Source organism: Streptomyces sp. GMY02 (genome assembly GCF_019056675.1).
GTDB classification, from domain to species: domain Bacteria; phylum Actinomycetota; class Actinomycetes; order Streptomycetales; family Streptomycetaceae; genus Streptomyces; species Streptomyces odonnellii.
On the sequence record NZ_CP077658.1, the window covers coordinates 4,119,951 to 4,145,092 of the forward strand.

Consider the following 25,142-nt stretch of genomic DNA (forward strand, 5'->3'; position numbering starts at 1 on the left):
CGGCACTCCTCAGTACGCGAGCGAGCGGTCGACGGCGTCGAGCACCCGGTCCAGGCCCGGGAGGTACTCGTCCTCCAGCCGCGCCGGCGGATACGGCGAGTGGTAGCCGCCGACCCGGATCACCGGTGCCTCAAGATGGTAGAAGCACCGCTCCGTGACCCGAGCGGCGATCTCCGCGCCCGAGCCGAAGAAGACCGGTGCCTCGTGCACCACGACCAGCCGGCGCGTCTTCTCCGCCGACGCCTGGATCGTCTCGAAGTCGATCGGGGACATCGAGCGGAGATCGAGGACCTCCAGCGACCTGCCCTCCTCCTCGGCCGCCGCGGCGGCTTCGAGGCAGACCTTCACCATCGGGCCGTACGCCGCGAGCGTGAGGTCCGAGCCCTCCCGCGCCACCCGCGCCCGGTGCAGCGGGCCCGGGATGGCCTCGGTGTTGACCTCGCCCTTGTCCCAGTAGCGCCGCTTCGGCTCGAAGAAGATCACCGGATCGTCGCTCTGGATGGCCTGCTGCATCATCCAGTACGCGTCCGACGCCGTCGACGGCGAGACGATCTTCAGCCCCGCCACATGCGCGAACAGCGCCTCGGGCGACTCGCTGTGGTGCTCGACCGCGCCGATGCCGCCGCCGTACGGAATCCGGATCACGACCGGCATCTTGATCTTGCCCAGCGCGCGGGCGTGCATCTTGGCGAGCTGGGTGACGATCTGGTCGTACGCCGGGAAGACGAAACCGTCGAACTGGATCTCCGCCACCGGCCGGTACCCGCGCAGCGCGAGACCGATGGCCGTGCCGATGATGCCCGACTCGGCGAGCGGGGTGTCGATGACCCGGCCCTCGCCGAAGTCCTTCTGGAGCCCGTCCGTGACGCGGAAGACACCGCCGAGCTTGCCGACGTCCTCGCCCATGATCAGGACCTTGGGGTCGGTGTCGAGAGCCTTGCGGAGCGACTCGTTGATGGCCTTGGCGATCGGCAGCTTCTGTACGGTCATGATCACTTGCTCCCCTCGGCGGCGGAGGCGGTCCCGGTGGTGTCGGCGTCCGCGAAGGACGCCTGGTACGCGGCGAACTGCGCGCGCTCCTCGTCCACAAGCGTGTGCCCGTCCGCGTAGACATGGTCGAAAATCGCCATCGGATCCGGGTCGGGCATCGCTCGCACCACCTCTCTCACCCGCTTGCCCAGCGCCTCGCTCTCCTCGTCCAGCGCCGCGAAGAACGCCTCGTCGGCGTGGCCCTCGCGCTCCAGACAGCGGCGCAGCCGCAGGATCGGGTCCTTGGCCTCCCAGGCCTCGCGCTCCTCGTCCGCGCGGTACTTGGTCGGGTCGTCGGAGGTGGTGTGCGCGCCCATCCGGTACGTGAAGGCCTCCACCAGTGTGGGCCCCTCGCCCCGGCGGGCCCGCTCCAGCGCGGAGCGGGTCACGGCCAGGCAGGCGAGTACGTCGTTGCCGTCGACCCGGATGCCCGGGAAGCCGTACCCCTGCGCGCGCTGGTAGAGCGGCACCCGGGTCTGCTTCTCGGTGGGCTCGGAGATGGCCCACTGGTTGTTCTGGCAGAAGAACACGACCGGCGCGTTGTAGACCGCGGAGAAGGTGAACGACTCGGCGACATCGCCCTGGCTGGAGGCGCCGTCCCCGAAGTACGCGATGACGGCGGAGTCCGCGCCGTCCTTGGCGACGCCCATGGCATAGCCGGTGGCGTGCAGCGTCTGCGAGCCGATCACGATCGTGTAGAGGTGGAAATTGTTGCTGTTGGGGTCCCAGCCGCCGTGGTTCACACCACGGAACATGCCGAGCAGATTGGTCGGGTCGACGCCCCGGCACCAGGCCACGCCGTGCTCGCGGTAGGTCGGGAAGACGTAGTCGTCGTCGCGCAGCGCGCGCCCCGAGCCGATCTGCGCGGCCTCCTGGCCCAGCAGTGATGCCCACAGTCCCAGCTCGCCCTGGCGCTGGAGCGCCGTGGCCTCGGCGTCGAAGCGCCGGGTCAGGACCATGTCCCGGTACAGCCCGCGCAGCTCGTCCGGGCTCGGGTCGATCTCGTACTCCGGGTGCTCGACCCGCTCGCCCTCCGGGCTCAGCAACTGTACGAGCTGGGGGTCGGAACTCTGTGGCTGCGGCGTCCTCTTCGCGCTGGCGCGCTTGGTGCCGCTGCTGCGTCGCGGTTTGCGCGCGGCAGTGCTCTCCACGGTCACGTGCGTGCTCCTCCGTCTGTCCGGCCCCCGGGATCCGCCGGGAACCAGTGCGGCTCGCCTGTTCTCGCCGTGGGCACGGGGTGGGTGCCGCTCGGTCGGAACAGGCGTGACAGGTGCCCCGGCGAGCGCTCTGTCACAGGCACGTTACCCAGTGGGCAGCATTACTGCGAAACCCCATCTGACCTGCAATTTTGCTTGGATTTCCAAGTAAATCGGCAAAGTCTGGAATACCACTGGTCACAGCCTCGCAGGCCGCCGGAACAACGGCACGTTATCCCGCTGATCCGCACCAGGGAAGGGCAGGGATGAGGCGAGTGTGTGAGACTGAATTCTGTGCAGCAAGAAGGAAAAATTACGGTATTTCTGGTCGATGACCATGAAGTCGTACGGCGAGGTGTCTACGAGCTTCTGTCCGTCGAGGACGACATCGAGGTCGTAGGGGAAGCGGGCACGGCCGCCGACGCGATGGCCAGGATTCCGGCGACGCACCCCGATGTGGCCGTGCTGGACGTACGGCTGCCCGACGGCAGCGGCGTGGAGGTCTGCCGCGAGATACGTTCGCAGGACGAGAACGTCAAGTGCCTGATGCTCACCTCCTTCGCCGACGACGAGGCGCTCTTCGACGCGATCATGGCCGGGGCCTCGGGTTATGTGCTGAAGGCGATCCGCGGGAACGAACTGCTCACGGCGGTACGGGATGTCGCCGCCGGCCGTTCGCTGCTCGACCCGGTGGCCACGGCCCGGGTGCTGGAGCGGCTGCGCAGCGGTACGGGACCCAAGGGCGACGACAAGCTGGCCGCGCTGACGGACCAGGAGCGCAAGATCCTGGATCTGATCGGCGAGGGCATGACCAACCGGGCCATCGGTGAGCGGCTGCATCTCGCGGAGAAGACGATCAAGAACTATGTCTCCAGCCTGCTCTCCAAGCTGGGCATGGAGCGGCGGTCGCAGGCGGCGGCGTACGTGGCCCGGCTGAAGGCCGAGAAGGGCTGAGCCGGTCCGGCGCGTTGGGCCGGACGACGCGGGGGGCTGTGCCGCGTGGAGCCGCGCACCGGTCGGGCCGAGCGTGTTCGGCCGTACGGCCCGGGCGCGTCGCGGGACCCTCGTACCGCGGCGGGACCTGTCCCAACCGGGACCAACGTCCCTCGGTTGAAGGGCCGCGTCCTCTGTTGACGGGGCGGGTTCGTGACGGAGAGTGGACAACATGTCCACCGAGGAACTCCGCGCCATAGAGCTGCTCAACCGCGTCTCGTACGGACGGGTCGCGACGAGCATGCGGGCCCTGCCCTTCGTGGCCCCGGCCCGCCATGTGGTGACCGGCGGCTCGGTCCTGCTGCGGATGCACGCCGGCCATGGCTACCACCGGGCGTGCGGCGGCGGAGTGGTGGCGTACGGCGCGGACAACTTCGCCAGCGAAGAGGGCGAAGAGACCGACCGGTGGTCGGTGCAGTTCACCGGTACGGCCGAGATCATCCAGCCGACCGCTCCGGAGCTTGCGCTGTTCGGTAATGGCCCGCGCCGGGTGGACGGAGAACCGTTCGATCCGGTCTATATGCGGCTTGTGCCACAGTTTGTCACCGTACACACGCTCGACTACTCCCGAGAGCGACCAAGCAGATACGCTGCGTGATCTAACATCTGACAAGTGCCGCGCTCATATGAAATCGTTACGCCTGCCGCGCCTGCCGTGATCCCTCAGCCCGTCGTCGCCCGTGCCAGCAAGGCGAAACCTGTTCCGATCCGTACCGATCTCTCCGGGCGCTCCGGCGCCCCCACGAGTCCCGCGATCCCCGCGGCCCGCACCGGCCAGGCCGCTCGGACCCGCCCTGCCGCCGAGACCGGTCATGCCGCTCAGGCCGGTCACGCGGCGCCTCCCGTCCGCGCACTGCTGCGCCGCTACCGGAACGCGGGCGAGCCGCTGTCCTGCGAGCCCGTCGCCCAGGGGCTCCTCAACCGCGGGTACCGGCTCTTCACCACACGCGGCACCTACTTCCTGAAACACCATCTCGACGGCGACCACCAGCTCATCACCCGTCAGCACCGCGCCACCCAGCGCCTCCAGGCGCTCGGCGTGCCCGTCGCGCCGCCCGTGGAGAGCGCCGACGGCGACACCGTCGCGGTGATCGAGGGCCGCTGCTACGCGCTGCACCCCTGGGTCGAGGGGCGCCACCGCGACGGCTCGCAGCTCACGGCCGCCGAGTCCCGGCGCCTCGGCGGACTCCTCGGGCGGGTGCACACCTGTCTGGAGCGGGTGATGCGGCGGGATTCCGTGCCGCCGCTCCACGAGGGCCCGTACAGCCGGTACGACGCGAGCCTCGGCCAGGGCGTTCTCGACCGGGGCATCTACGACAGCCCGGACCCGGCCGACACCTTCGAGCTGATCGACGAACTGCTGGCCCTGGCCCGTGGCCGTACCCCCGGCGACACCTTCGACGCCCTCGCCGAGCACCGGCTCGTGGAGCGCCGCGCCCTGCTGGAACGCCATGCCCACCGCAGACCGGCCCCGGGCGCCGAGCCGGCCACGGGCTGGGTGCACGGCGACTTCCACCCGCTGAACCTGCTCTACCGGGGCGGCGAGCCGGCCGCGATCGTCGACTGGGACCGGCTCGGCGTCCAGCCACGGGCCGAGGAGGCCGTACGGGCCGCGGCGATCTTCTTCGTACGCCCGACGGGCGAGCTGGAGCTGCCGAAGGTACGGGCGTACGCGCGCGCCTACCGCCGCGCGGCCGGGGCCGCCGCCTCCGAACTGGCCGCGGCCGTGCACCGGGTGTGGTGGGAGCGGCTCAACGACTTCTGGGTGCTGCGCTGGCGCTACCAGCTCGACGACCGGCGGGCCGACCCGCTGTTCGCGGCGGTGTCGGCCCTCGCGGTGTGGTGGACGCGGGAGTACGAGGCGGTCTGCGAGGCCTTCTCGGACTGAGCGGGGGGCGGGGTCTCGGGGCGACGGCGTGAGAAGCGCGGGCCCGGCCCGGGACGGCTGGCTCCGCGCAACGGCACGGGACGGCCGCCTCCGGACCCACGGAACGGGATGGCTGCCTTCCGATCCACGGAACGGACCGATTGCCTCCGCACAGCAGCCTCCGCCCAGCAAAAAACCCGGCCGGAGCGCCGCGAAGCGCTCCGGCCGGGTCCGTCCGTCCGCCGGTCAGCCGCCGGTCACCAAGCCGCCGTCGCTGCCGCTCGCCGTACCACCCTGGCCGCTGCTGGTGCCCGGTGGCGTCTCCCCGGTGCCTCCCTCGTCGCCGGTGTCCGGCTCCGACGCGGTCGGATCGCTCGACGGTTCGCCGGTGGTCCCGCCGTCGCTCGTACCACCGCCGCCGTCCGACGTGCCCGTGTCGTCGCTGGTGGTCGGTGACGGCGACGACTTCTCGGTCTCGCTGGGCGTCTCGGACGGCTTCTCGTCGGCCGGCGGCCAGTTGGAGTTGTCACCGCCTCCCGACGAGTCGTCCGTCTGCTCGGTCTCGCTCGGCTCGTCGGACGGCGTCGACTCGTCGCTGCTCGGCGTCTCCTGGCTCGTCGTGGCCGTCGGCTTGTCCGACGTGCCCTTCTGGTCCGTACCGTTCATGCTGTTCACCGCGTACGCGACGCCCGCCACGACGGCGATCACCGCGAGCGCGACGAAGAGCCACATCTTGCTGCCGCCACCGCCGCCACCGCCGCCGTGGTACGCGCCGTCGTGCGGATTTCCCGGCGGCAGGATCGGGCTCTGCGAGGTGTCGCCGTGCGGCGCGTGGCCCATCGCGGTCGTCGCGGCCATGCCCATCGCCGGGGTGCCGCCGCCGTAATGGGCGTCGAACGCGCCGGTGTTCCAGGTGCCCGTGTGGCTGCCCTGCTGCTGGAGCATCTGCAGGCCGTACTGGACCAGTCCGCGCATCTCCTCGGCGCTCTGGAACCGGTCGTCCGGCTCCTTCGCCAGCGAGCGCATCACCAGCCCGTCCAGCTCCGGCGGCGCCACGTCCGAGACCTCGGAGGGCGGCACCGGAATGTCCTGGACATGCTGATAGACCACGGAGAGCGGGGTCTCACCGGTGAACGGAGGCCGCAGCGCGAGGAGTTCGTAGAGCAGACAGCCCGTGGCGTACAGGTCGCTGCGGTGGTCGACGGCCTTGCCGAGCGCCTGCTCGGGGGAGAGGTACTGGGGCGTGCCCATGACCATGCCGGTCTGGGTCATCGTCGACTGCGCGCCGTGCAGGGCACGCGCGATACCGAAGTCCATCACCTTGACCGCGCCGGCGTCGGTGATGATCACATTGGCGGGCTTGATGTCCCGGTGCACGATGCCGTGCTGGTGCGAGTACGCGAGCGCCTCCAGCACACCGGAGACGATGATCAGCGCCTGCTCGGGCGGCGGCGCCTCGGCGTTGACCAGCAGATCACGGATGGTGCGGCCCTCGACCAGCTCCATCACGATGTACGGCACGGTCTGCCCGTTGACCGTGTCCTCGCCGGAGTCGTACACCGCCACCACCGCGTGGTGGTTGAGCCCGGCGACCGACTGTGCCTCGCGGGTGAACCGGGCCTTGGAGACCGGGTCCTCCGCGAGATCGGCGCGGAGCAGCTTGACCGCCACGGTGCGCCCGAGCCGTACGTCCTCCGCCGCGAACACCTCGGCCATGCCGCCACGGCCGAGACGGTGGGTCATCCGGTAGCGGCCGTCGCCGACCAGCCCTCCGACCAGGCCGCCATCGCCCCAGGAGTCCGCGGCGTCCGACACTCCGCCGCCTGCTTCGGGTTCGGGTGCCATCAGTCCTCGCCGTCGTTTCCGTCCGCTTCACGACCGCGTACGCGGTCCGCGGTATGTACGTGTTTCAGGGGTGGGTTTCTCAGAGGTGGCTGTGCCACATCACGCTACAGCCTCCGTATGACACACCGGTCCACGGTGGACCGGCCATGAAACCCGGCGACCCGATACCTACGCAAATTCCCCGCTCGCCCCACGTCCTCCGGGCCTTCGTTCCATGCTTTTCCTGTAACGCTTCCGAGACGCTTGTTGTGCGTACGGTCACGGAACGGGCACCCGGCTTGACGTGTCACTGCCCTCGGGCAGACTTGGCGCGTAATAACGGGATCACCGCGAGCACCATCGCGTCCAGGACCGCAGGAACCGCAGGACCGGACCGCGCCGGCGCGCCGAGGGGGGAAGCACAGTCATGAGCCAGCACGGCGCACGGGGCCGCTACGCGGGCGGTTCGGTCGCGGGCGGCCGGTACCAGCTTCGCGACCTGCTCGGCGAGGGCGGCATGGCGTCCGTGTACCTCGCGTACGACTCGGCGCTGGACCGCCAGGTCGCCATCAAGACCCTGCACACGGAGCTGGGGCGCGAGCAGTCCTTCCGCGAGCGCTTCCGGCGCGAGGCGCAGGCCGTCGCCAAGCTGTCGCACACCAATATCGTCTCGGTCTTCGACACGGGCGAGGACACGCTCCAGGAAAGCGGCTCCGCCGCGGGCTCCGGCGCGCTCATGCCGTACATCGTCATGGAGTACGTCGAGGGGCAGCCGCTCGGCTCCGTGCTCCAGCGGGACATCACCGAGTACGGCGCGATGCCCGCGGACAAGGCGCTCAAGGTGACGGCCGATGTGCTGGCCGCGCTGGAGACCAGCCATGAGATGGGCCTGGTCCACCGGGACATCAAGCCGGGCAATGTGATGATGACCAAGCGCGGCGTCGTCAAGGTGATGGACTTCGGCATCGCGCGGGCCATGCAGTCGGGGGTCACCTCGATGACCCAGACCGGCATGGTCGTCGGCACCCCGCAGTACCTCTCGCCCGAGCAGGCCCTCGGGCGCGCGGTGGACGCCCGCTCAGACCTCTACTCGGTCGGCATCATGCTCTTCCAGCTCCTGACGGGCCGGCTGCCGTTCGACGCGGACTCCCCGCTGGCGATCGCGTACGCGCACGTACAGGAGGAGCCGGTCGCTCCGTCCAGCATCAACCGCTCGGTCACCCCGGCGATGGACGCGCTGGTCGCGCGGGCGCTGAAGAAGAACCCGAACGAGCGTTTCCCGAGTGCGGCGGCGATGCGCGACGAGTGCGCCCGGGTGCTGACTGCGGGTCAGACGGGCACTCCGGTGATCGTGCCGGGCGCTCCGCAGAACAGCGGTTCCGGTGTGGGCTCGGCGGTCTTCCCGCCGGTGGGCCAGTCGGGGCAGGTGCCGTCGGGGCAGGGGGTGCAGACGCCGTACAACCCGGGGTCGTACGGCCCGCCGACCCCGGCGCCGACGCCTCCCGGGGCCGGGTACGGCTATCCGCAGCATCCGCATCCGCAGCAGGCCCCGGCGGCGTACCAGGCACCCCAGCAGCCGATGCCGCCGACGCCGCAGCCGTACGTGATGTCGCCGCAGCCCGCGACGGCGCCCGGTGGCGGGCGTGGGAGCCATGGCGCTCACGGTGGAGGGCATGGCGGTCACGGTGGTGGGCACGGTGGTGGCGGCAGACGGAACATGCCGGTCATCGTGGGGTCGATCGCGGTCGCGATTCTGGCCATCGGCGGTCTGATAGCGGCGCTCTCGTTCAACCAGGACGACCCGGGCGGCGGTGGCACGGCCGACCCGACGAACAGCGACTCCTCGTACTCGTCGGACACGTCGGACTCGTCGGGTGGCCACCGCGACCCGGAGCGCAACCGGACGATCGACGCGACGGAGTGCTCGGACGCCACGGAGGACGGGCTGGATCCGTCCAAGGTGACGGCCCCCGACCTGCGCTACAAGGACATCCTGTCGGTGAAGGACTGTCTGCGTGAGGCGGGCTGGACCTGGGCGGCGGTGAAGTCGGAGGACGACGGCTCGCAGGCGCAGGACATCGTGATCGACCAGTACCCGCGGCCGGGCGCGGCCATCCTGCCCAGGGACCAGGAGTTCGAGCTGACGGTCTCTACGGGGAACGCGGGGTAGTCCGGGGCGCACCCGGCACCGAAGTCTGGCGGTACCGAAGCGTCGCGGCGCCGATGCCTGGTGGTACCGAAGCGTGGCGGTACCCGGATGAACCTCCCGAGATGCCGGTTTTGTCATTACATGTGACGCTGAGTCGGTGACTCCTACGCTCCGCACCCCCTGCGCGCTCGCGGTCGCGTCGCTGCTGATGACCGCACCTGTCGCATACGCCGAGGAGTCAGTCCCACCACCCCCCGCCCGTCCGACGGTGTCCCCCGAGTTCGATCTCACCCTGGCGGGCCGCCCGGCAGGCGAGGGACGCCCGCGACCCGGCAGACCGCAGGAGCCCGACGCCGGAAATCCGCACGCGGACGCCGATACGGACACGGGCGGGGACCCGGAGACGGACCGCGAGCCGGACTGGGGGGACTGGGGCACGGCCGAGGAGCCGGGTCAGGACGCCGGGGCCAATCCGGAGACGGACGCCGGCATCGGTCCTGAGGAGGAAGCGGATCCGGGCCCTTCCGAGCACCCGGCGCACCCCACCCACCGTCCCCCGAAGGCGTCCACCGCACCCTCCACCACCCGCCCCCGCATCTCGCCCGCCGATCCCGAGCCGCCCGCCCATGACAGCGAGGACACGAGCGAAGACACGGCGGAGGAAACGGACAAGGCGGGAGGGATCAGGGGGACGGAGGAGACGGACGAGACGGGCGAGGGTACGGACGGCCAGGCCACGGAGGAGTCCCCACAGGACCTCATGGAGTCGCCCGAGGACTCCGAGGCCCCTCGCCGCCCGCCCGCCGCCGCCCGCGAACCCGGCTCACGGACGCTCACCGGCACCGCCTCGCAGCCCATCCCGGTGCTGACCCTGGGCACCGGAATCACGCTGATCGGCCTGGGGCTCGGGTTCCTCGGGCTGCGGCTCCGGCGCCGCTGACCGGCCCTCCCGGCCCTCCTGGCCTGCCCTCGGCCTCGTACCGGACCCGCCCCCGGCCCCGCCCTCGGACCCGCCGTCATCCTTACGGCGGACTTATGACGTCCGCCTCAGGTCGCTTGCGGGCCACTGCATACTCGGTATACATACTCAGTATGTCGATTCGCCATGGGCTGCTGGCCCTCCTGGAACGTGGCCCGCGCTACGGCTCTCAGCTCCGTACGGAGTTCGAGTCCCGCACCGGCGCCACCTGGCCGCTCAATGTCGGCCAGGTCTATACGACCCTCGGCCGTCTGGAGCGCGACGGCATGGTCGCGCAGGACGGAGAGGACCCCGCGGGCCATGCGCTCTACGTGATCACGGACGCCGGGCGCTCCGAGCTGAAGGCCTGGTTCCGCAGGCCCGTCGACCGCACCAGCCCGCCCCGCGACGAGCTGGCGATCAAGCTCGCCATGGCGGTGGGCGCGCCCGGCGTCGACATCCGGGAGGTCATCCAGTCGCAGCGCCGCCACACCATCAAGGCGATGCAGGACTACACGCGGCTGAAGGCCCAGGCCCTGGAAGCGGTCCCGGCGGACCGGCACGAGGTGGCCTGGCTGCTCGTACTGGAACAGCTCATCTTCCAGACCGAGGCCGAGGCCCGCTGGCTGGACCATTGCGAGGCCCGGCTGATCCGGCTCTCCCTGCTGCCGGAACCGACCGGCCGACCGGCGGCGGACGGTCCCGTACAGAACCCCTCGGAGAGCCCCGCCGAAAGCGACCGGCCAGGCCTCGCCGACGCGCGTTCATCCGACGCGTCTCAGGCCGGCAAGTAGCAGACCGGCATGCGGCAGGCCGACGCATCTCAGGTCGGCCCGCCGGCCCGCCCTCGCTCGCCCTTTCTGATTCAGCACGTACCTCACACCCACCCGTACGTGCCCGCACGCCCACAAGGGATCCCTTATGCCTGAAAACGCACGATCGTCCCAGCAGCCCGTGCTGCAACTCCAAGAGCTGACCCGTGTCCACGGCAGTGGCGCCACCGAGGTCCATGCCCTGCGCGGTATCAACCTCGATGTCTTCCCCGGCGAGCTGGTCGCCGTCATGGGTCCCTCGGGCTCCGGCAAGTCCACGCTGCTGACCATCGCGGGCGGTCTCGACAGCCCCAGCTCGGGCCGGGTGATCGTCGAGGGCACCGACATCACCACCGTCGACCGCAAGCAGCTCGCGGCCCTGCGCCGCCGCAGCATCGGCTATGTGTTCCAGGACTACAACCTCATCCCCGCCCTCACCGCCGCCGAGAACATCGCGCTGCCCCGGGAACTCGACGGCACTTCCGCGCGCAAGGCGCGCACCGAGGCCGTGGCCGCGCTGACCGAGATGGGGCTGGAGCAGCTCGCCGACCGGTTCCCCGACGAGATGTCCGGCGGCCAGCAGCAGCGGGTGGCGATAGCCCGCGCGCTCGTGGGCGACCGGCGGCTCGTACTCGCGGACGAGCCGACCGGGGCACTGGACTCCGAGACGGGCGAGTCCGTGCTCGCCCTGCTGCGCACCCGCTGCGACGCGGGCGCCGCCGGCGTTCTGGTCACCCATGAGCCGCGCTTCGCGGCCTGGGCGGACCGGGTGGTCTTCCTGCGGGACGGCGCGGTCGTCGACCAGACCATCCGCAGCCAGGCGGACTCGCTGCTCACGGGCCAGGCGGCCGAACTGTGAAGACCTGGTACCACTCCTGGCGTGCCGCGCTGCGCATAGCCCGCCGCGACGCCTGGCGCTACAAGGGCCGCAGCTTTCTGGTCCTCGCCATGATCGCGCTGCCCATCCTCGGGGTGAGCGCCTTCGATCTGACCGTGCGCAGCGCGGAACTGTCCACCGAGGAGCAGCTCGACCGTACGCTCGGCCGGGCCGACGCGGAGATCAGAGACCCCGAGCTGGGCGGACACGCCATCTACCAGAGCCCCACCGGCGACACCTACTCGCCGGTGGGCGACTTCGACGACGAGCCCTGGCCCAACGGACCCGGTGATGTCACCAAGGCCATTCCGGCGGGTGCCACCACCCTTCAGGACACCGTGGCCGTCGCGAAGCTCCGTACCACGCACGGGCTCCTCCAGACCGAGATACGCGAGCTGAAGGCCGGGGATCCCATCGTCCGCGGCCTGCTGCGCCTCAATGAGGGCCGTTTCCCCGAGAAGGGCGGCGAGGTCGCGGCGACCAGCCACTTCCTGGAGGTCAGCGGGCTGCGCGTGGGCTCCGAGCTCTCCGCCCGCGGACTGGACGCCACGTACCGGATCGTCGGTGCGTACGAACTGCCCGACGCGCTGGACACCAACCAGGTCAACGCGCTTCCCGGGGCGCTGCTGGCCCCGCTCGACAAGGCGCTCCTGGCCGACGGGCTGCCGGGGACCGAGCCGCGCACCACCCATCTCGTGCGCGTCCCGGGTGGTTTCACGTGGAACATGGTGCAGCAGGCCAACGCCCATGGCATCAAGGTGATCTCGCGCGCCGTGACCCTGCACCCGCCCGCCGACGCGGATGTGCCCCTGTACAAGCAGGGGAGCCGGCGCGACTACCAGGAGGGCGGCAGCAACGCCACCGAGCTGGCCGCGGTGGGCACCATCGTCGGCCTCGCCATGCTGGAGATCTGTCTGCTGGCAGGTCCGGCCTTCGCGGTCGGCGCCCGCCGCTCGCGCCGCCAGCTCGGCCTGGTCGGTGCCAATGGCGGTGACCGGCGCCATATCCGGGCGATCGTCCTCGGTGGCGGCCTGGTGATCGGTGTCGCCTCGGCCGTGGTCGGCACGCTGCTGGGCCTGGGCCTCACCTATGCCCTGCGTCCCGTCCTTGAGGACTACATCGGCCAGCGCTTCGGTGTCTTCGACATCCGGCCGCTGGAACTCCTCGGGATCGCGCTGCTCGCCGTGCTCACCGGTCTGCTGGCGGCGATCGTCCCGGCCGTCACCGCCTCCCGGCAGACCGTTCTGGCCTCGCTCACCGGCCGCCGCGGTGTGCGCGGAAGCAGCAGGGTCCTGCCGGTGCTGGGTCTGATCGCGGTTGTCCTGGGCGCGGTGATCGCGCTGTACGGCTCGACCATGACCGATCAGTTCGCGGTCGTCGCGGGCGGCAGTGCCATCGCCGAACTGGGTGTGGTCGCGCTGACCCCGGCGCTGGTCGGGCTGTTCGGCAGGACCGGCCGCTGGCTGCCCCTCTCGCCGCGCCTGGCACTGCGGGACGCCGTACGGAACCGGGGCCGTACGGCTCCTGCCGTCGCGGCGGTGCTGGCAGCGGTCGCCGGCACGGTGGCGGTGTCCACGTACTCCGCGAGCCAGGAGGCCCAGGGCCGGGCCTCGTACACACCGCAGCTCCCCCATGGCGCGGTCTCCGTCATGCTCGACGAAGAGGGCGGCCGGGCTGTTCCGGCCGTGCGCACGGCCGTCGAGAAGACCCTTCCGACCGATGTACGGGCCGATGTGGACCGGATCTCCGTCGGCAAGCCGGGCTGCCCGATGTACGGCCGGGAGGACGGCTGCGGAGAGTACGAGGTGGTCGTACCGGAGGCCCAGAAGTGCCCGCTCTGGTCAACGGGCACGGAGGACCCCGCGGAGAAGTTCAGCAAGGCCGAGCGGCGCAAGCTCATCAAGGACTGGCGCTGCAAGCAGGACTCCGTCTACACCTTTGCCAACGGCGGCGTGCTGGTGGGTGAGGCCGCGGTCATGAAGGTCCTCGGCATCGACGATCCGGCTGCGGTGAAGGCGCTGGCGGACGGCAAAGCCGTCTCGTTCGACAAGCGCAACGTCGATACCGACGGAAAGATCGGTATCCGTCTGATCACGGACGCCAGGAAGGCCGACGAGGCCAGGGCGAAGGACCTGCCCGCGCCCGGCGTCGTCAAGTCGATCCCGGCCTACCAGGTCCCCGGGGACCCGAACGCGTACGGCGTCACGACGCTGCTGACCCCGGCCACGGCAAAGGCCGCGGGCCTGAGCACCGTTCCGCTCGGCGCGTACTTCACCACCAGCGCCCTGCCCAGCGACACCCAGAAGCAGAAGCTGGACGGCGAGCTGGACAGGACCGGCAACTCGGTGCAGCTCGATATCGAGGCCGGATACACCAGCGAGACCAGCATCGTGCTGCTGGCGCTGACGGTCTTCGCCGGACTGGTGACCATCGGCGCGGCCGGGATCGCGACCGGGCTCGCCCAGGCCGACGCCGAGGCCGACCTCAAGACGCTCGCCGCGGTCGGCGCCCCGTCGCGGGTCCGCAGGACGCTCAGCGGATTCCAGTGCGGGGTGGTGGCGGGGATGGGTGTGCTGCTGGGTTCGGCCGCCGGGGTGCTCCCCGCGATCGGGCTCCGGCTCACGGAGCGGCGCAGCGAGCTGAACGCGTACCGCGAGGCGCTCGACGAGGGGCTCAGCTCCGTCTCGCTGCCGTACGTGCCCGTTGTCATCCCGTGGGGGACGCTGGCCGCGCTGCTGATCGCCGTCCCGCTGGGCGCGGCGGTCCTGGCGGCGCTGGTCACGCGCTCGCACCGGACACTGGGGCGCCGCGCGGCCACATGACGGGGCCTGCCCGGCGGGACCGGTCCGGCCGGGCAGCGGCGGGACCGGTCCGGCCGCTGCCCGGCAGAACCGGGTCCCGCCGGCCCTGTCGGACCGGTTTCCGAGGCGGGCAGCGCCCGTGCGTCGTGCCCCCGTACGAGGTGGATCATCTCCGTACGGGGGCACACACTGTGGTGACGCACACGTGCGAGACAATGGGCCGTATGGAGATGCCGAGTAACGAACGGTCGCAGGAGAGCCCCCATGTCCTTGTGGTGGGACAGGACGGGATGGCGCTCGGCGGCGGTGGGGCCGACGAGGCGCGCGAGGTTCCCGTGACAGAGATGGTCGAACAGCCCGCCAAGGTCATGCGCATCGGCAGCATGATCAAGCAGCTTCTGGAGGAGGTGCGGGCGGCTCCTCTGGACGAGGCGAGCCGGGTCAGGCTCAAGGAGATCCACGCCGGTTCGGTGAAGGAGCTGGAGGACGGGCTCGCCCCCGAGCTGGTGGAGGAGCTGGAGCGGCTCTCGCTCCCCTTCACGGACGAGGCGATTCCCTCCGAGGCGGAACTGCGTATCGCACAGGCCCAGTTGGTGGGCTGGCTGGAGGGCCTCTTCCACGGCATCCAGACCGCGCTGTTCGCCCAGCAGATGGCGGCCAGGGCCCAGCTCGAACAGATGCGCCGCGCGCTGCCGCCGGGCTCGGTCCAGGACGAAGAGGGCGACCCGGGCCACGGCGCGATCCGCTCGGGACCGTATCTGTAGCACGGGCTCGACGCAGCACGGGCTCGACCGCTCGATCTGTCGAACGGGCTCGGTCTGCGGAGGGGGCTCGTAGCTCGGGCCGGGGCGCGGCGCGAGCGGACGTGGCGCGAGCTGGGGCGCGGGGATGCCGCGAGCCGGGGCGCGAGGCGACTGCGGGCCGGGCGTGAGGCCGCTGCGGGCCGGGCGTGAGGCCGCTGCGGGCCGGGCGTGAGGCGACTGCGGGCCGGGCGTGAGGCCGCTGCGGGGCGGGGCGTGAGGCGACTGCGGGCCAGGGTGGCCGGGGCGTGAGGCGCTACCGGCCAGGGCGGGCGTTCTCGGGCTGACGGCGGGCGTTCGAATGACGCCGAGAGGTCCGGTCGGCCGGCTTACGGGTCCGGCCGCGGCCCGATTCGTACGAGATGCGCAGTCCGGACGGGCGCCGGTCCATCCGGCCGCTTCGTGGCCCGTTGCGACGGGCCAGGGGCGGACCCCGGCCCGTCGCGGTCCGTCAGCCCGCCGCCGACGTGAGCAGCAGCACCTTGCCGATATGCGTGCCGGCCTCCAGCGCGCGATGCCCCTCCACCGCCTCCGACAGCGGCAGCGACTGATCCACCACTGGCCGGATGTCGCCGTTCTCGATCAGCGGCCAGACATGTTCCCGTACCGCCGCCACGATCGCCGCCTTCTCCGACTGCGGGCGCGCGCGCAGCGAGGTCGCCGTGATGGCACCGCGCTTGTGGAGCAGAGCACCCAGATTGAGTTCGCCCTTCACCCCGCCCTGAAGGCCGATCACCGCGAGCCGGCCGTTCACGGCCAGCGCCTTCACATTCCGTTCCAGATACTTGGCGCCGACGATGTCGAGGATGACATCCGCCCCCGCGCCGCCCGTGGCACCGCGGATCTCCGCCACGAAGTCCTGCTCGCGGTAGTCGATCAGAATGTCCGCGCCCAGTTCGGCGCAGCGCTCCAGCTTCGCGGGACTGCCCGCCGTGACCGCGACCTTCGCGCCCACCGCCTTGGCGAGCTGGATGGCCATGGTGCCGATACCGCTCGCACCGCCGTGCACGAGCAGGGTCTCGCCGGGGCGCAGGTGGGCGATCATGAAGACGTTGGACCAGATCGTGCAGATGACCTCGGGGAGCGCCGCGGCCGTCGCCAGATCCAGCCCCTTCGGTACGGGAAGAAGCTGACCGGCGGGTACGGCGACCTTCTCGGCGTACCCCCCGCCCGCCAGCAGTGCGCACACCTCGTCGCCGACGGCCCAGCCCGCGACCCCCGCGCCCAGCGCGATGATCCGCCCGGAGCACTCCAGGCCGGGGTACGGGGAGGAGCCGGGCGGGGGATCGTAGAAGCCCTGCCGTTGCAGAAGATCGGCGCGGTTGACCGCGCTCGCCACGACCTCAACGAGGACCTCGCCCTCGCCGGGTACGGGATCGGGCACCTCGGCCCATACAAGCGCCTCGGGGCCACCGGGTTCCGGAATCGTGATCGCATGCATGGCGCGAGGCTACCCCCCGGCACCGGCACGGCGGCCTGCCCCGCCGATGTACCGGCTTGCCACTATGCCGAGTTGGAGCCGTCCTGCGCGGCGGGGCTCTGGGCGCGGACGATGGTGATCAGACGGTCGGTCAACTGGAGCGGGCTCGCGGCCGGATCGTCGTACCCCAGCAGCCGATGACCACGCAGCACGCTCACCACCAGATCGTCCGTCTCCCGTACGCTGCGGCCCACTTCGGCCTTTATGACGGGGCGTTCGATCAGGTCGAGGCCGCTGCCCTGCTGGATCAGGTCCTCCATCACCGTACCGGCGCTGGGGCTGAGCACGGAGAGCCCGAGCAGCCGGCCGGCGGCGCTGGCGCTGGTGATGACCGCGTCGGCGCCCGACTGGCGCAGCAGCGGCGCGTTCTCCTCCTCGCGCACGGCGGCGACGATCTTCGCCGCCCGGTTGAGCTGGCGTGCCGTCAGCGCGACCAGGACCGCTGTGTCATCACGCTGAGTGGCGATGACTATCTGGCGGGCGCGCTGGAGCTCCGCGCGCAGCAGCACATCGCTGCGGGTCGCGTCGCCGACGATCCCGACGAACCCTTCCGCGTTGGCCGCCTCGATCACCTTGTTCGACGGGTCGACAATGACTATCTGGTCCTTCTTGAGACCGGTGGCGCAGAGGGTCTGGACCGCCGACCGCCCCTTGGTGCCATAGCCGACGATGATGGTGTGGTCGCGCACGTTGGACCTCCAACGGTTCTGCCGCCACTCCTCCCGGGTGCGCTCCGTGAGGACCTCAAGAGTGGTGCCGACCAGGATGATGAGAAAGACCACCCGCAGCGGGGTCACCAGCAGCACATTCACAAGCCGTGCGCTGTCGCTGTACGGGACGATGTCGCCGTAACCCGTGGTGGAGAGGGTCACGGTGGCGTAGTAGACGGCATCGAGAAAGTCGACGGAGTCGTCGGCGTTGTCGTGGTAGCCCTCGTTGTCGATGTAGACGAGAAACACCGTCAGGGCCAGTACGAACAGGGCCATCAGCAGGCGTCGGCTGACCTGGCGCAGCGGGCGTACAGCCCTGCGGCGCGGAAGCTTCACCCGGGAGGTCACCAGATATTCGTCGGCGTGCCGCGCCATAGCGTCATGGCCGGGAAGTTTCACGTGAAACACCCTGTTTCACGTGAAACACCCTCCAGCGGCCCATCGGCCGAGGCGGTCCATGGGAGGTCAAGCACTTCCAGTTCCTCACCGGCCCGCGCCCCGCTCGGCGGTACGACGGCCAGTCCATCGGCGGCGGCGATACCACGGAGCATGGCCGGACCATTGAAATGAAGCGGTACGAGCCCCTCGTCGCGGTGGACAACGGGCACCAGACGCGTGTCGTACGGATGGCCATGCACCGCCTCGCGAAGCGGCACCCGGTAGGCGACGCGGGGTGAGCGTCCCGCCAGCGCGCGCAGCAAGGGTTCGGCGAGAGTCAGTAGCCCGGAGACCGCGGCAAGTGGATTGCCGGGCAGCCCCACCAGATGCTGTCCCGGTGCGAGCCGGGCCAGCAACATGGGGTGGCCAGGCCGTACGGCAACGCCGTCCACCAGCAGTTCCGCACCGGCCTTCCGGAGCACCGGGTGGACATGGTCGACCGGGCCCGCGGCCGTACCGCCGGTGGTGATCACAAGGTCGGCCTCGGAACCGGTGATCGCGCGGTGCAGCGCGTCGGCATCGTCGCCGATCCGGCGGGTGGCGAGGACCTCCGCGCCGAGCCCGCGGAGCCAGGGCCCGAGCATGGGGCCCAGGGCGTCACGGATCAACCCGTCATGGGGCAGGCCTTCGGTGAGCAGCTCATCGCCGAGAACCAGTACCTCCACGCGAGGCTGCGGGACGGTGAGAAGTTCGTCGTATCCGGCCGCCGCCGCGAGACCGAGGACTGCGGGGGTCACCAGAGAACCGGCGGGCAGCAGCCGGTCGCCGGAGCGGCACTCCTGACCGCGTGGCCTGATGTCCTGACCGGGCGCGACCTCGCGCTCGGCATGGAGACGGCCGCCGCTGTCGGTCCGGGCGTGTTCGCTGCGGATCACGGCGGTCACATCGGGCGGGATCCGGGCGCCGGTGGCGATCCGTACCGCCGAACCGTCGGGGAGCGGCGCGGCCACCGCCTGCCCGGCGAGGATGCCACTGTCCCCGGCGGTGCCCCTGGCGCTGTCCGCAGCGCCGTCCCCGGCGTCGGAGGAGTCGCCGGGCGCGCTCCGTATGGTCCAGGGGCCGGGCCCCGAGACCGCCCAGCCGTCCATCGCGGAGGTGTCGAAGGACGGCAGATCGGTCAGCGCGGTCAACGCTTCGGCGAGCGCCCGCCCCAACGCCCGGTCGAGCGGCACTGATTCGGCCCGCGGAGCCGGGTCGCTTCCCGCGCCCCGTCCCGCCCGCTCGGCAATGGCGCGGGCTTCTCCCCACGCCCGAGCATGATGCCGCCCGCCCGCGGCATGCGCGCCGGTAGCGGCGCCGCGGCCCGCGACACCCGTAGCAGGCATCCCGGCTCCGACGGTGTGACGTGAGCCGTGCCCCTCCGCCTCCCGGCCCGGTTCCGGGCTGCCGCCCCGGCCCGCGCCGGGCGCCGAGGTGCCAGGGCCGGCACCGTGCTGTTGGTCCACCGCCCGGCCCAAGTCCAGGGCGTCACCACCGTCCGCACCCCCGGTCCGGCCCGTCCCCCGACCCGAGTCCGAGCCGTCGCCGTCGTCCTGGCCGGTGCCCGGGTCCGGGCTGCCGGCCCGGTCAGGGCCCGACACCGAAGCACCGGGGCCGACACCGTGCTTGCCTCCGCCCCGGCCGTGGCCCCGGTCCGGGCTGTCGGCACCCGGCGGGGCGTTCGACGGAGGCGGCCTCCTGCCGACCAAGGCCAGCGCTTCCTCGATCTCCTCGGACTCCCGGTCCCGGGGCGTCATCCCGCGTCGTCGCCCTTCGTCTCGTCCGCCCAGCGGGCGGCGAGCGCCACGGCCTTGCGGGACGCCTCGGCGACGGCCTCGGGGCCGTCCCCGCCGGCCCGGCCCGCCGCGTAGCCGACCAGGAAGGTCGTCAGCGGCGCGGCGGGCCGGGCGACACCGTGCGCCGCGTCCCGGGCGAGGTCGAGCAGGACACGGATGTCGACATCCAGCTCGATGCCGAGTTCGTCCTTGACAGCGGTGATCCATTCATCCAGCACAGTTCCATGCTCCCTGATCCGGGCCCGGGCCGTGGAGATGTCTTCCCAGGTGTCGCAGTCGAAGGAGGCGAAGGGGTCGTCATCGATCCGGGCCAGTTCGAGTTCGGCCGGCAACAGGCGCAGCGGAAGCCCGCGCAGATTGCCGTACTCCGTTGCCAGAAGGGCGAGTTCACGGCGCAGCGGCTCCGCGCGGTACGCGGCGACCAGCGGCTGGTCGCGCCCGTCCGCGTCCGTCAGGAGCACCGCCTCCTGCCCGCCGGCGTCCAGCGCCCTGACCAGCCTCCGCACCGTCGGCTTCCCCAGGAACGGCAGATCCGCGGAGAGTACGAGCACGGTGTCGGCCTCCACGCACCGCACCCCCGCGTCCAGCGCGGCCAGGGGCCCGCCGCCGGGCGGCTCCTCGCGCGCCCAGCGCACCGGCCGTACCGTCGGCCGTCGATCGCCCACGACGACGGTCCTGCCGGCCTCGTCACAGGCGGCCAGCACCCGGTCGAGCAGCGCTCTGCCCCCGACCCGTACCCCTGGCTTGTCGGCGCCGCCGAGCCGCTTGGCGGCACCTCCGGCGAGCACGATGGCGTCATAGGCGGTCATGGCTGAAGTATGAGCCGCGATCACCCGTTCGAAGCGCCCGGTGTTGTGCCCGGGCCGAACTTCCCGGGAATGTCGGCGCTTTCTGTGCCCTTCGTTCGGAATATCCCGCTACAGCGTGCGGAGCAGCATCGCCGGCTGTTCGACGCAGTCCGCCACATGGCGCAGGAAGCCGCCTGCCGTACCGCCGTCGCAGACCCGGTGGTCGAAGGTGAGCGAGAGCTGCACCACCTGACGTACGGCCAGCTCGCCCTGGTGGACCCAGGGCTTGGGTACGATCCGGCCGACCCCGAGCATCGCGGCCTCCGGGTGGTTGATGATCGGCGTGGAACCGTCGACGCCGAACACCCCGTAGTTGTTGAGCGTGAAGGTCCCGCCGGTCAGCTCGCCCGGTGTGAGCGTGCCGGAGCGGCCCGCCTCCGTCAGCCGCGCGAACTCCGCGCTCAGTGACTCGGCGGAGCGGGTGTGCGCGTCCCGTACGACCGGGACGACCAGCCCGCGGTCGGTCTGGGCGGCGAAACCGAGATGCACGGCGGGCAGGCGCACGATCTCCCGGGCCGTCATGTCCACGGTGGAGTTCAGCTCCGGATAACGGGCCAGGGCCGCCGTGCAGATCCGGGCCAGCAGGGCGAGCAGGGAGATCTTCTGGCCCCCGGCCGCGTTCATCGCCGTACGGGCGGCCATCAGCTCCGTGGCGTCCGCGTCGACCCAGCAGGTCGCGTCCGGGATCTCGTGCCGGCTGCGGCTGAGCTTGTCGGCGACCGCGCCCCGCACACCGCGGAGCGGCACCCGCACGGCCCCTTCCTGGTGGGCCGCCGCCGGAGAGGGCGCGGCCACCGCGGCGGGCGTCGCGGCCGTCACGGGCTCCGACCGCGCGGCACCGTGCCGGACCGCCTGCTCGACATCGGACCGCAGGATCAGCCCGTCCCGCCCCGAGCCGGTCAGCGCACGCAGATCGACGCCGTGCTCACGCGCCAGCCGGCGCACCAGCGGCGAGACCACCGGGACCGGCCCCTGCGCACCATTGAGCGGACCCGCGCCGGGCGCGGCAGGAACACGGGGAGCCGGGGAAGGGACGGTCCGCGCGGGACGGACCCTGCGCCGTCGCGCCACCGGCGCACCGGTCCCGTACCCGACCAGCACATTGCCGGATGTCTCACCGGCGGACGGGCCCGCCGAGCCGGAACCGGGCTGAGCGGCGGCCCACGCGGCCGAATCGGCGACGGGCGTGGCAGGCGCACCGGCGGCGGGCTCGGCAGCGGTCGCCGAAGGCCGCTCACCTGCCGGGGCCGGCACCTCCCCCGGCTCCGACGCCCCCACCGCCACCGTCAGCAGCGGAGCCCCGACCGGCAGCTCCGTGCCCTCGTCGCCATAGCGCGCCGTGACCACGCCCCCGTAGGGGCACGGCACCTCCACCATCGCCTTGGCCGTCTCCACCTCGACCACCGGCTGGTCGATGGCGACCACATCGCCCACCGACACCAGCCAGCGGACGATCTCCGCCTCGGTCAGCCCTTCACCGAGGTCCGGCAGTCTGAATTCCAGCACCTGGGCCATCAGCTCTCCGCCTCCCACTGGAGCCGCGCGACCGCGTCCAGCACCCGGTCCACTCCCGGAAGATGGTGCCTCTCCAGCATCGGCGGTGGATACGGAATATCGAATCCCGCCACCCGCAGAACCGGCGCCTCCAGATGGTGGAAGCAGCGCTCGGTGACCCGGGCGGCGATCTCCCCGCCGGGGCCGCCGAAACCGGTGGACTCATGGACGACCACAGCGCGCCCGGTCCGCCGTACGGAATCGGCCACCGTGGCATCGTCGAACGGCACCAGGGAGCGCAGATCGACCACTTCCAGGTCCCAGCCCTCGGCGCGGGCCGCCTCGGCCGCCTCCAGGCAGACGGGCACGGACGGCCCGTAGGTGATGAGCGTGGCGCTGGTGCCCCGGCGCCTGACGACGGCCCGGCCGATCGGCTCGACGGGCGCCGGATCGTCGGGCGACCAGGACGCCTTGGACCAGTAGAGCCGCTTCGGCTCCAGGAAGACGACCGGATCGTCGGAGGCGATCGCGGCCCTCAGCAGCCCGTACGCGTCGTCGACCGTGGCGGGCGTGACGACATGGAGGCCGGGCGTCGCCATGTAATACGCCTCGGACGAGTCGCTGTGGTGCTCGACCCCGCCGATCCCGCCGCCGTACGGCACCCGCACGGTGATGGGCAGCGGCATCGCGCCGCGCGTACGGTTCCGCATCTTCGCCACATGGCTGATGAGCTGCTCGAACGACGGATAGGCGAAGGCGTCGAACTGCATCTCGACGACCGGCCGCAGTCCGTACATCGCCATTCCGACCGCCGTCCCCAGGATGCCCGCCTCGGCGAGCGGGGTGTCCGTACAGCGGTCGTCCCCGAACTCCGCGGCGAGCCCGTCGGTGATCCGGAAGACCCCGCCGAGGGTGCCGACGTCCTCTCCGAGGACATGGACGGACGGGTCCTCGGCCATGGCGTCGCGCAGCGCGCGCTGGAGCGCCTGCGCCATGATGGCGGGCTTCACCGCGACCGTGGTCATCGCGTCTCACCCGGTCCTTCCCCGGCCGCGGCCAGTTCGGCGCGGAGTTGCTCCGCCTGCTCGCGGAGCTGGGAGGTCTGGTCCGCGTAGACATGGGTGAAGAGATCCATGGGGTCGAGCACCGGCTCCGCGTTCATCCGGTCCCGCAGCCGCGCGGCCATGGCCTCGGCGGCCTCCGCGGCCTCCCGGATACCGTCCTTGTCGAGGATCCCCAGCTCCGTCAGCTCATGCTCCAGCAGCCGGATCGGGTCGTGCGCGCGCCAGATCTCGACCTCGCCGCCGGAGCGGTAGCGCGTCGCGTCGTCCGCGTTCGTATGAGCCTCGATGCGGTACGTCACGGCCTCGATCAGCGTCGGACCCTCACCCCGCGACGCGCGGGCGAGAGCGTCGCGCAGCACCGTGTACACCGCCGGCGCGTCATTGCCGTCCACCAGCCGGCCCGGCATGCCGTACCCGACGGCCTTGTGGGCGAGGGAGGGCGCGGCGGTCTGCTTGGCGAGCGGCACGGAGATCGCGAAGCCGTTGTTCTGTACGAGGAAGACGACCGGGGCCCGCCATACGGCGGCGAAGTTCAGCGCCTCGTGGAAGTCGCCCTCGCTGGTGCCGCCGTCGCCGACCATGGCCAGCGCCACCACGTCGTCCCCCTTCAGCCGCGCGGCGTGGGCCAGGCCGACGGCGTGCGGAAGCTGGGTGGCGAGCGGGGTGGACAGCGGCGCGATCCGGTGTTCGTACGGGTCGTAACCGGTGTGCCAGTCGCCGCGCAGCAGCGTCAGCGCCTGGACGGGATCGAGGCCGCGCGCCACGGCCGCGAGGGTGTCGCGGTAGCTGGGGAAGAGCCAGTCCTGCTCGCGCAGGGCCAGGGCGGCGGCGACCTCGCAGGCCTCCTGACCGGTGCTCGACGGATAGACCGCGAGCCTGCCCTGCTTGGTGAGGGCCGTCGCCTGCGCGTTGTATCTGCGGCCGCGGACCAGCTCGCCGTACAGCCGCAGCAGCAGCCCGGGGTCGGCGGCGGCCATGGCGTCCGTGCCCAGCGCGCGGTACGGCGCGGGGTCGGGGAGCAGCGGTGCGGGGTCGGTACGCGGCTGCCACGCCGGGGGCGGGACGGGCCGGTTGGCCGCGGCACCGGGCAGCTCCTGGACCGACGTACTGCTCTTCTTCACGCGTGCACCTCCTCGTGGGAGCGGACGGACGGCGGGGTGCCGGGTGTGGCACGCCTCACCTACCGATTGTTCGGTCGTTCAGGCATTTTGGCTACAGGCGGCTCCAGCCTGTGGACAAACGGTTCTCCACAGCTTGGGATGACCACAGGCCGTCCATCGCGGAGAGGCGGGGGGACATGGGAGCTGAACAAATGGCCGAGGACACGGACCGGAGCGACGAGACGCCCGAGCGCGGCGTACCGGGGGGCGGCCGGACCGGCGGCACCGCGGAGCGGACCCCCGTACCCGACCGGACCCTCGTACCCGAACGCGCTTCCGTACCCGACCGGGCCTCAGCACCGGAGCGGACCCCTCCGCCGGACCGGACCCCGCCGCCGCGCCCGCTCGACGCCATCGACCAGGACATCCTCCGGATCCTGCAGACGGAAGGCCGGGCCTCCATACGCTCCGTCGCCGAGCGTGTCCATGTCTCGCGCGCCAACGCGTACGCCCGGATCAACCGGCTCATCGACGACGGCGTGATCCGCGGTTTCAGCGCCAGGATCGACCATGAACGCGCGGGTCAGGGCGCGTCCGCGTACATCACCCTGAAGATCGTGCAGAACTCCTGGCGCACTGTGCGCGAGCAGCTCGAAGAGCTGCCGGGGGCGGCCCACATCGCGCTGGTCAGCGGCGACTTCGACGTGCTGCTGCTGGTGCACGCGCCGGACAACCGATCACTGCGCGAACTGGTCCTGACCAGGCTCCAGTCGATCCCCGAGGTGCTCTCCACCCGCACGCTGCTGGTCTTCGAGGAAACGGACCTGGGGTCCGGGACGACCGCCGGTCCGACGCTCTAGAGAAGACCCGCCCCGCCCAGAAGCGCCCCGCCCAGGAGCCGCCCGTCCAGAAGCACCCCGTTCGGGA

At 71.5% G+C, this 25,142-nt stretch carries 20 protein-coding genes; 10 read left to right on the top strand and 10 right to left on the bottom strand.

Features of this window, described 5'->3' with window-relative positions; translation table 11 throughout:
• Nucleotides 1-9 precede the first annotated feature (9 nt).
• Nucleotides 10-990, bottom strand: coding sequence for an alpha-ketoacid dehydrogenase subunit beta (locus KQY30_RS17210; RefSeq protein ID WP_217307591.1), 981 nt, complete (start codon nt 988-990; stop codon nt 10-12).
• 2 nt (nt 991-992) lie between these two features.
• Nucleotides 993-2,186, bottom strand: coding sequence for a pyruvate dehydrogenase (acetyl-transferring) E1 component subunit alpha (gene pdhA, locus KQY30_RS17215; RefSeq protein WP_217307592.1), 1,194 nt, complete (start codon nt 2,184-2,186; stop codon nt 993-995).
• Between the two features lie 333 nt (nt 2,187-2,519).
• Between pdhA (KQY30_RS17215) and KQY30_RS17220 the strand changes: the two genes are divergently transcribed.
• The 3 genes from KQY30_RS17220 (at nt 2,520) to KQY30_RS17230 (ending at nt 5,106) form a co-directional block, all read left to right on the top strand.
• Complete coding sequence (locus KQY30_RS17220) at nt 2,520-3,179, top strand: response regulator transcription factor (protein WP_217307593.1); 660 nt, start codon at nt 2,520-2,522, stop codon at nt 3,177-3,179.
• A gap of 211 nt (nt 3,180-3,390) precedes the next feature.
• Nucleotides 3,391-3,816, top strand: a complete 426-nt coding sequence (locus KQY30_RS17225; RefSeq protein WP_217307594.1) for a pyridoxamine 5'-phosphate oxidase family protein — start codon at nt 3,391-3,393, stop codon at nt 3,814-3,816.
• Between the two features lie 255 nt (nt 3,817-4,071).
• Nucleotides 4,072-5,106: a phosphotransferase gene (locus KQY30_RS17230; RefSeq protein WP_254407610.1), complete on the top strand. Its 1,035-nt coding sequence runs from the start codon at nt 4,072-4,074 to the stop codon at nt 5,104-5,106.
• Between the two features lie 225 nt (nt 5,107-5,331).
• On the opposite strand, the gene KQY30_RS17235 is transcribed toward KQY30_RS17230, so the two are convergent.
• Nucleotides 5,332-6,930 (bottom strand): protein kinase, encoded by a 1,599-nt coding sequence (locus tag KQY30_RS17235; RefSeq protein WP_217307595.1) that lies wholly within the window; start codon nt 6,928-6,930, stop codon nt 5,332-5,334.
• 406 nt (nt 6,931-7,336) lie between these two features.
• Between KQY30_RS17235 and KQY30_RS17240 the strand changes: the two genes are divergently transcribed.
• The 6 genes from KQY30_RS17240 (at nt 7,337) to KQY30_RS17265 (ending at nt 15,270) form a co-directional block, all read left to right on the top strand.
• A complete protein-coding gene (locus KQY30_RS17240; RefSeq protein ID WP_217307596.1) occupies nt 7,337-9,079 on the top strand; it encodes a Stk1 family PASTA domain-containing Ser/Thr kinase in 1,743 nt (580 codons plus the stop codon).
• Nucleotides 9,080-9,215: 136 nt separating this feature from the next.
• Nucleotides 9,216-9,998: a hypothetical protein gene (locus KQY30_RS17245; protein WP_217307597.1), complete on the top strand. Its 783-nt coding sequence runs from the start codon at nt 9,216-9,218 to the stop codon at nt 9,996-9,998.
• Between the two features lie 152 nt (nt 9,999-10,150).
• Nucleotides 10,151-10,810 (top strand): PadR family transcriptional regulator, encoded by a 660-nt coding sequence (locus KQY30_RS17250; protein ID WP_217307598.1) that lies wholly within the window; start codon nt 10,151-10,153, stop codon nt 10,808-10,810.
• 127 nt (nt 10,811-10,937) lie between these two features.
• Nucleotides 10,938-11,687 carry an ABC transporter ATP-binding protein gene (locus tag KQY30_RS17255; protein ID WP_046497860.1) on the top strand — a complete coding sequence of 250 codons (750 nt, stop codon included), beginning with the start codon at nt 10,938-10,940 and terminating at the stop codon, nt 11,685-11,687.
• On the top strand, nt 11,684-14,527 hold the full coding sequence (locus KQY30_RS17260) for an FtsX-like permease family protein (protein ID WP_217307599.1): 2,844 nt from the start codon (nt 11,684-11,686) through the stop codon (nt 14,525-14,527). The genes KQY30_RS17255 and KQY30_RS17260 overlap by 4 nt, the downstream gene beginning before the upstream one ends.
• Nucleotides 14,528-14,730: 203 nt before the next feature.
• Nucleotides 14,731-15,270, top strand: coding sequence for a bacterial proteasome activator family protein (locus KQY30_RS17265; protein WP_217307600.1), 540 nt, complete (start codon nt 14,731-14,733; stop codon nt 15,268-15,270).
• 487 nt (nt 15,271-15,757) lie between these two features.
• Here KQY30_RS17265 and KQY30_RS17270 read toward each other — a convergent pair whose 3' ends face one another.
• From KQY30_RS17270 to pdhA (KQY30_RS17300), 7 genes are all read right to left on the bottom strand, one after another.
• On the bottom strand, nt 15,758-16,747 hold the full coding sequence (locus KQY30_RS17270; protein WP_217307601.1) for an NAD(P)H-quinone oxidoreductase: 990 nt from the start codon (nt 16,745-16,747) through the stop codon (nt 15,758-15,760).
• Between the two features lie 62 nt (nt 16,748-16,809).
• On the bottom strand, nt 16,810-17,871 hold the full coding sequence (locus KQY30_RS17275; protein ID WP_217311123.1) for a TrkA family potassium uptake protein: 1,062 nt from the start codon (nt 17,869-17,871) through the stop codon (nt 16,810-16,812).
• A 20-nt stretch (nt 17,872-17,891) separates the two neighbouring features.
• A complete protein-coding gene (locus KQY30_RS17280) occupies nt 17,892-19,670 on the bottom strand; it encodes a molybdopterin molybdotransferase MoeA (protein WP_217307602.1) in 1,779 nt (592 codons plus the stop codon).
• Nucleotides 19,667-20,518 (bottom strand): NTP transferase domain-containing protein, encoded by an 852-nt coding sequence (locus KQY30_RS17285; RefSeq protein WP_217307603.1) that lies wholly within the window; start codon nt 20,516-20,518, stop codon nt 19,667-19,669. The genes KQY30_RS17280 and KQY30_RS17285 overlap by 4 nt, the downstream gene beginning before the upstream one ends.
• A 108-nt stretch (nt 20,519-20,626) precedes the next feature.
• The gene (locus KQY30_RS17290; RefSeq protein WP_217307604.1) at nt 20,627-22,072 is read right to left on the bottom strand and encodes a dihydrolipoamide acetyltransferase family protein; all 1,446 of its coding nucleotides are present in this window, start codon (nt 22,070-22,072) and stop codon (nt 20,627-20,629) included.
• Nucleotides 22,072-23,076, bottom strand: a complete 1,005-nt coding sequence (locus tag KQY30_RS17295; RefSeq protein WP_217307605.1) for an alpha-ketoacid dehydrogenase subunit beta — start codon at nt 23,074-23,076, stop codon at nt 22,072-22,074. Before KQY30_RS17295 ends, KQY30_RS17290 begins: the two co-directional genes overlap by 1 nt.
• Entirely contained in the window at nt 23,073-24,236 is a 1,164-nt protein-coding gene (pdhA, locus tag KQY30_RS17300) for a pyruvate dehydrogenase (acetyl-transferring) E1 component subunit alpha (RefSeq protein ID WP_217307606.1), read from the bottom strand. Before pdhA (KQY30_RS17300) ends, KQY30_RS17295 begins: the two co-directional genes overlap by 4 nt.
• Nucleotides 24,237-24,427: 191 nt before the next feature.
• Between pdhA (KQY30_RS17300) and KQY30_RS17305 the strand changes: the two genes are divergently transcribed.
• Entirely contained in the window at nt 24,428-25,075 is a 648-nt protein-coding gene (locus tag KQY30_RS17305; RefSeq protein ID WP_254407183.1) for an Lrp/AsnC family transcriptional regulator, read from the top strand.
• Nucleotides 25,076-25,142 lie beyond the last annotated feature (67 nt).

Coding starts and splice junctions, on each gene's coding strand:
- KQY30_RS17210 (WP_217307591.1), bottom strand. CDS start 990: ATGACCGTACAGAAGCTGCCGATCGCCAAGGCCATCAACGAGTCGCTC.
- KQY30_RS17225 (WP_217307594.1), top strand. CDS start 3,391: ATGTCCACCGAGGAACTCCGCGCCATAGAGCTGCTCAACCGCGTCTCG.
- KQY30_RS17235 (WP_217307595.1), bottom strand. CDS start 6,930: ATGGCACCCGAACCCGAAGCAGGCGGCGGAGTGTCGGACGCCGCGGAC.
- KQY30_RS17240 (WP_217307596.1), top strand. CDS start 7,337: ATGAGCCAGCACGGCGCACGGGGCCGCTACGCGGGCGGTTCGGTCGCG.
- KQY30_RS17250 (WP_217307598.1), top strand. CDS start 10,151: ATGTCGATTCGCCATGGGCTGCTGGCCCTCCTGGAACGTGGCCCGCGC.
- KQY30_RS17255 (WP_046497860.1), top strand. CDS start 10,938: ATGCCTGAAAACGCACGATCGTCCCAGCAGCCCGTGCTGCAACTCCAA.
- KQY30_RS17265 (WP_217307600.1), top strand. CDS start 14,731: ATGGAGATGCCGAGTAACGAACGGTCGCAGGAGAGCCCCCATGTCCTT.
- KQY30_RS17270 (WP_217307601.1), bottom strand. CDS start 16,747: ATGCATGCGATCACGATTCCGGAACCCGGTGGCCCCGAGGCGCTTGTA.
- KQY30_RS17275 (WP_217311123.1), bottom strand. CDS start 17,871: ATGGCGCGGCACGCCGACGAATATCTGGTGACCTCCCGGGTGAAGCTT.
- KQY30_RS17280 (WP_217307602.1), bottom strand. CDS start 19,670: ATGACGCCCCGGGACCGGGAGTCCGAGGAGATCGAGGAAGCGCTGGCC.
- KQY30_RS17285 (WP_217307603.1), bottom strand. CDS start 20,518: ATGACCGCCTATGACGCCATCGTGCTCGCCGGAGGTGCCGCCAAGCGG.
- KQY30_RS17290 (WP_217307604.1), bottom strand. CDS start 22,072: ATGGCCCAGGTGCTGGAATTCAGACTGCCGGACCTCGGTGAAGGGCTG.
- KQY30_RS17295 (WP_217307605.1), bottom strand. CDS start 23,076: ATGACCACGGTCGCGGTGAAGCCCGCCATCATGGCGCAGGCGCTCCAG.
- KQY30_RS17305 (WP_254407183.1), top strand. CDS start 24,428: ATGGCCGAGGACACGGACCGGAGCGACGAGACGCCCGAGCGCGGCGTA.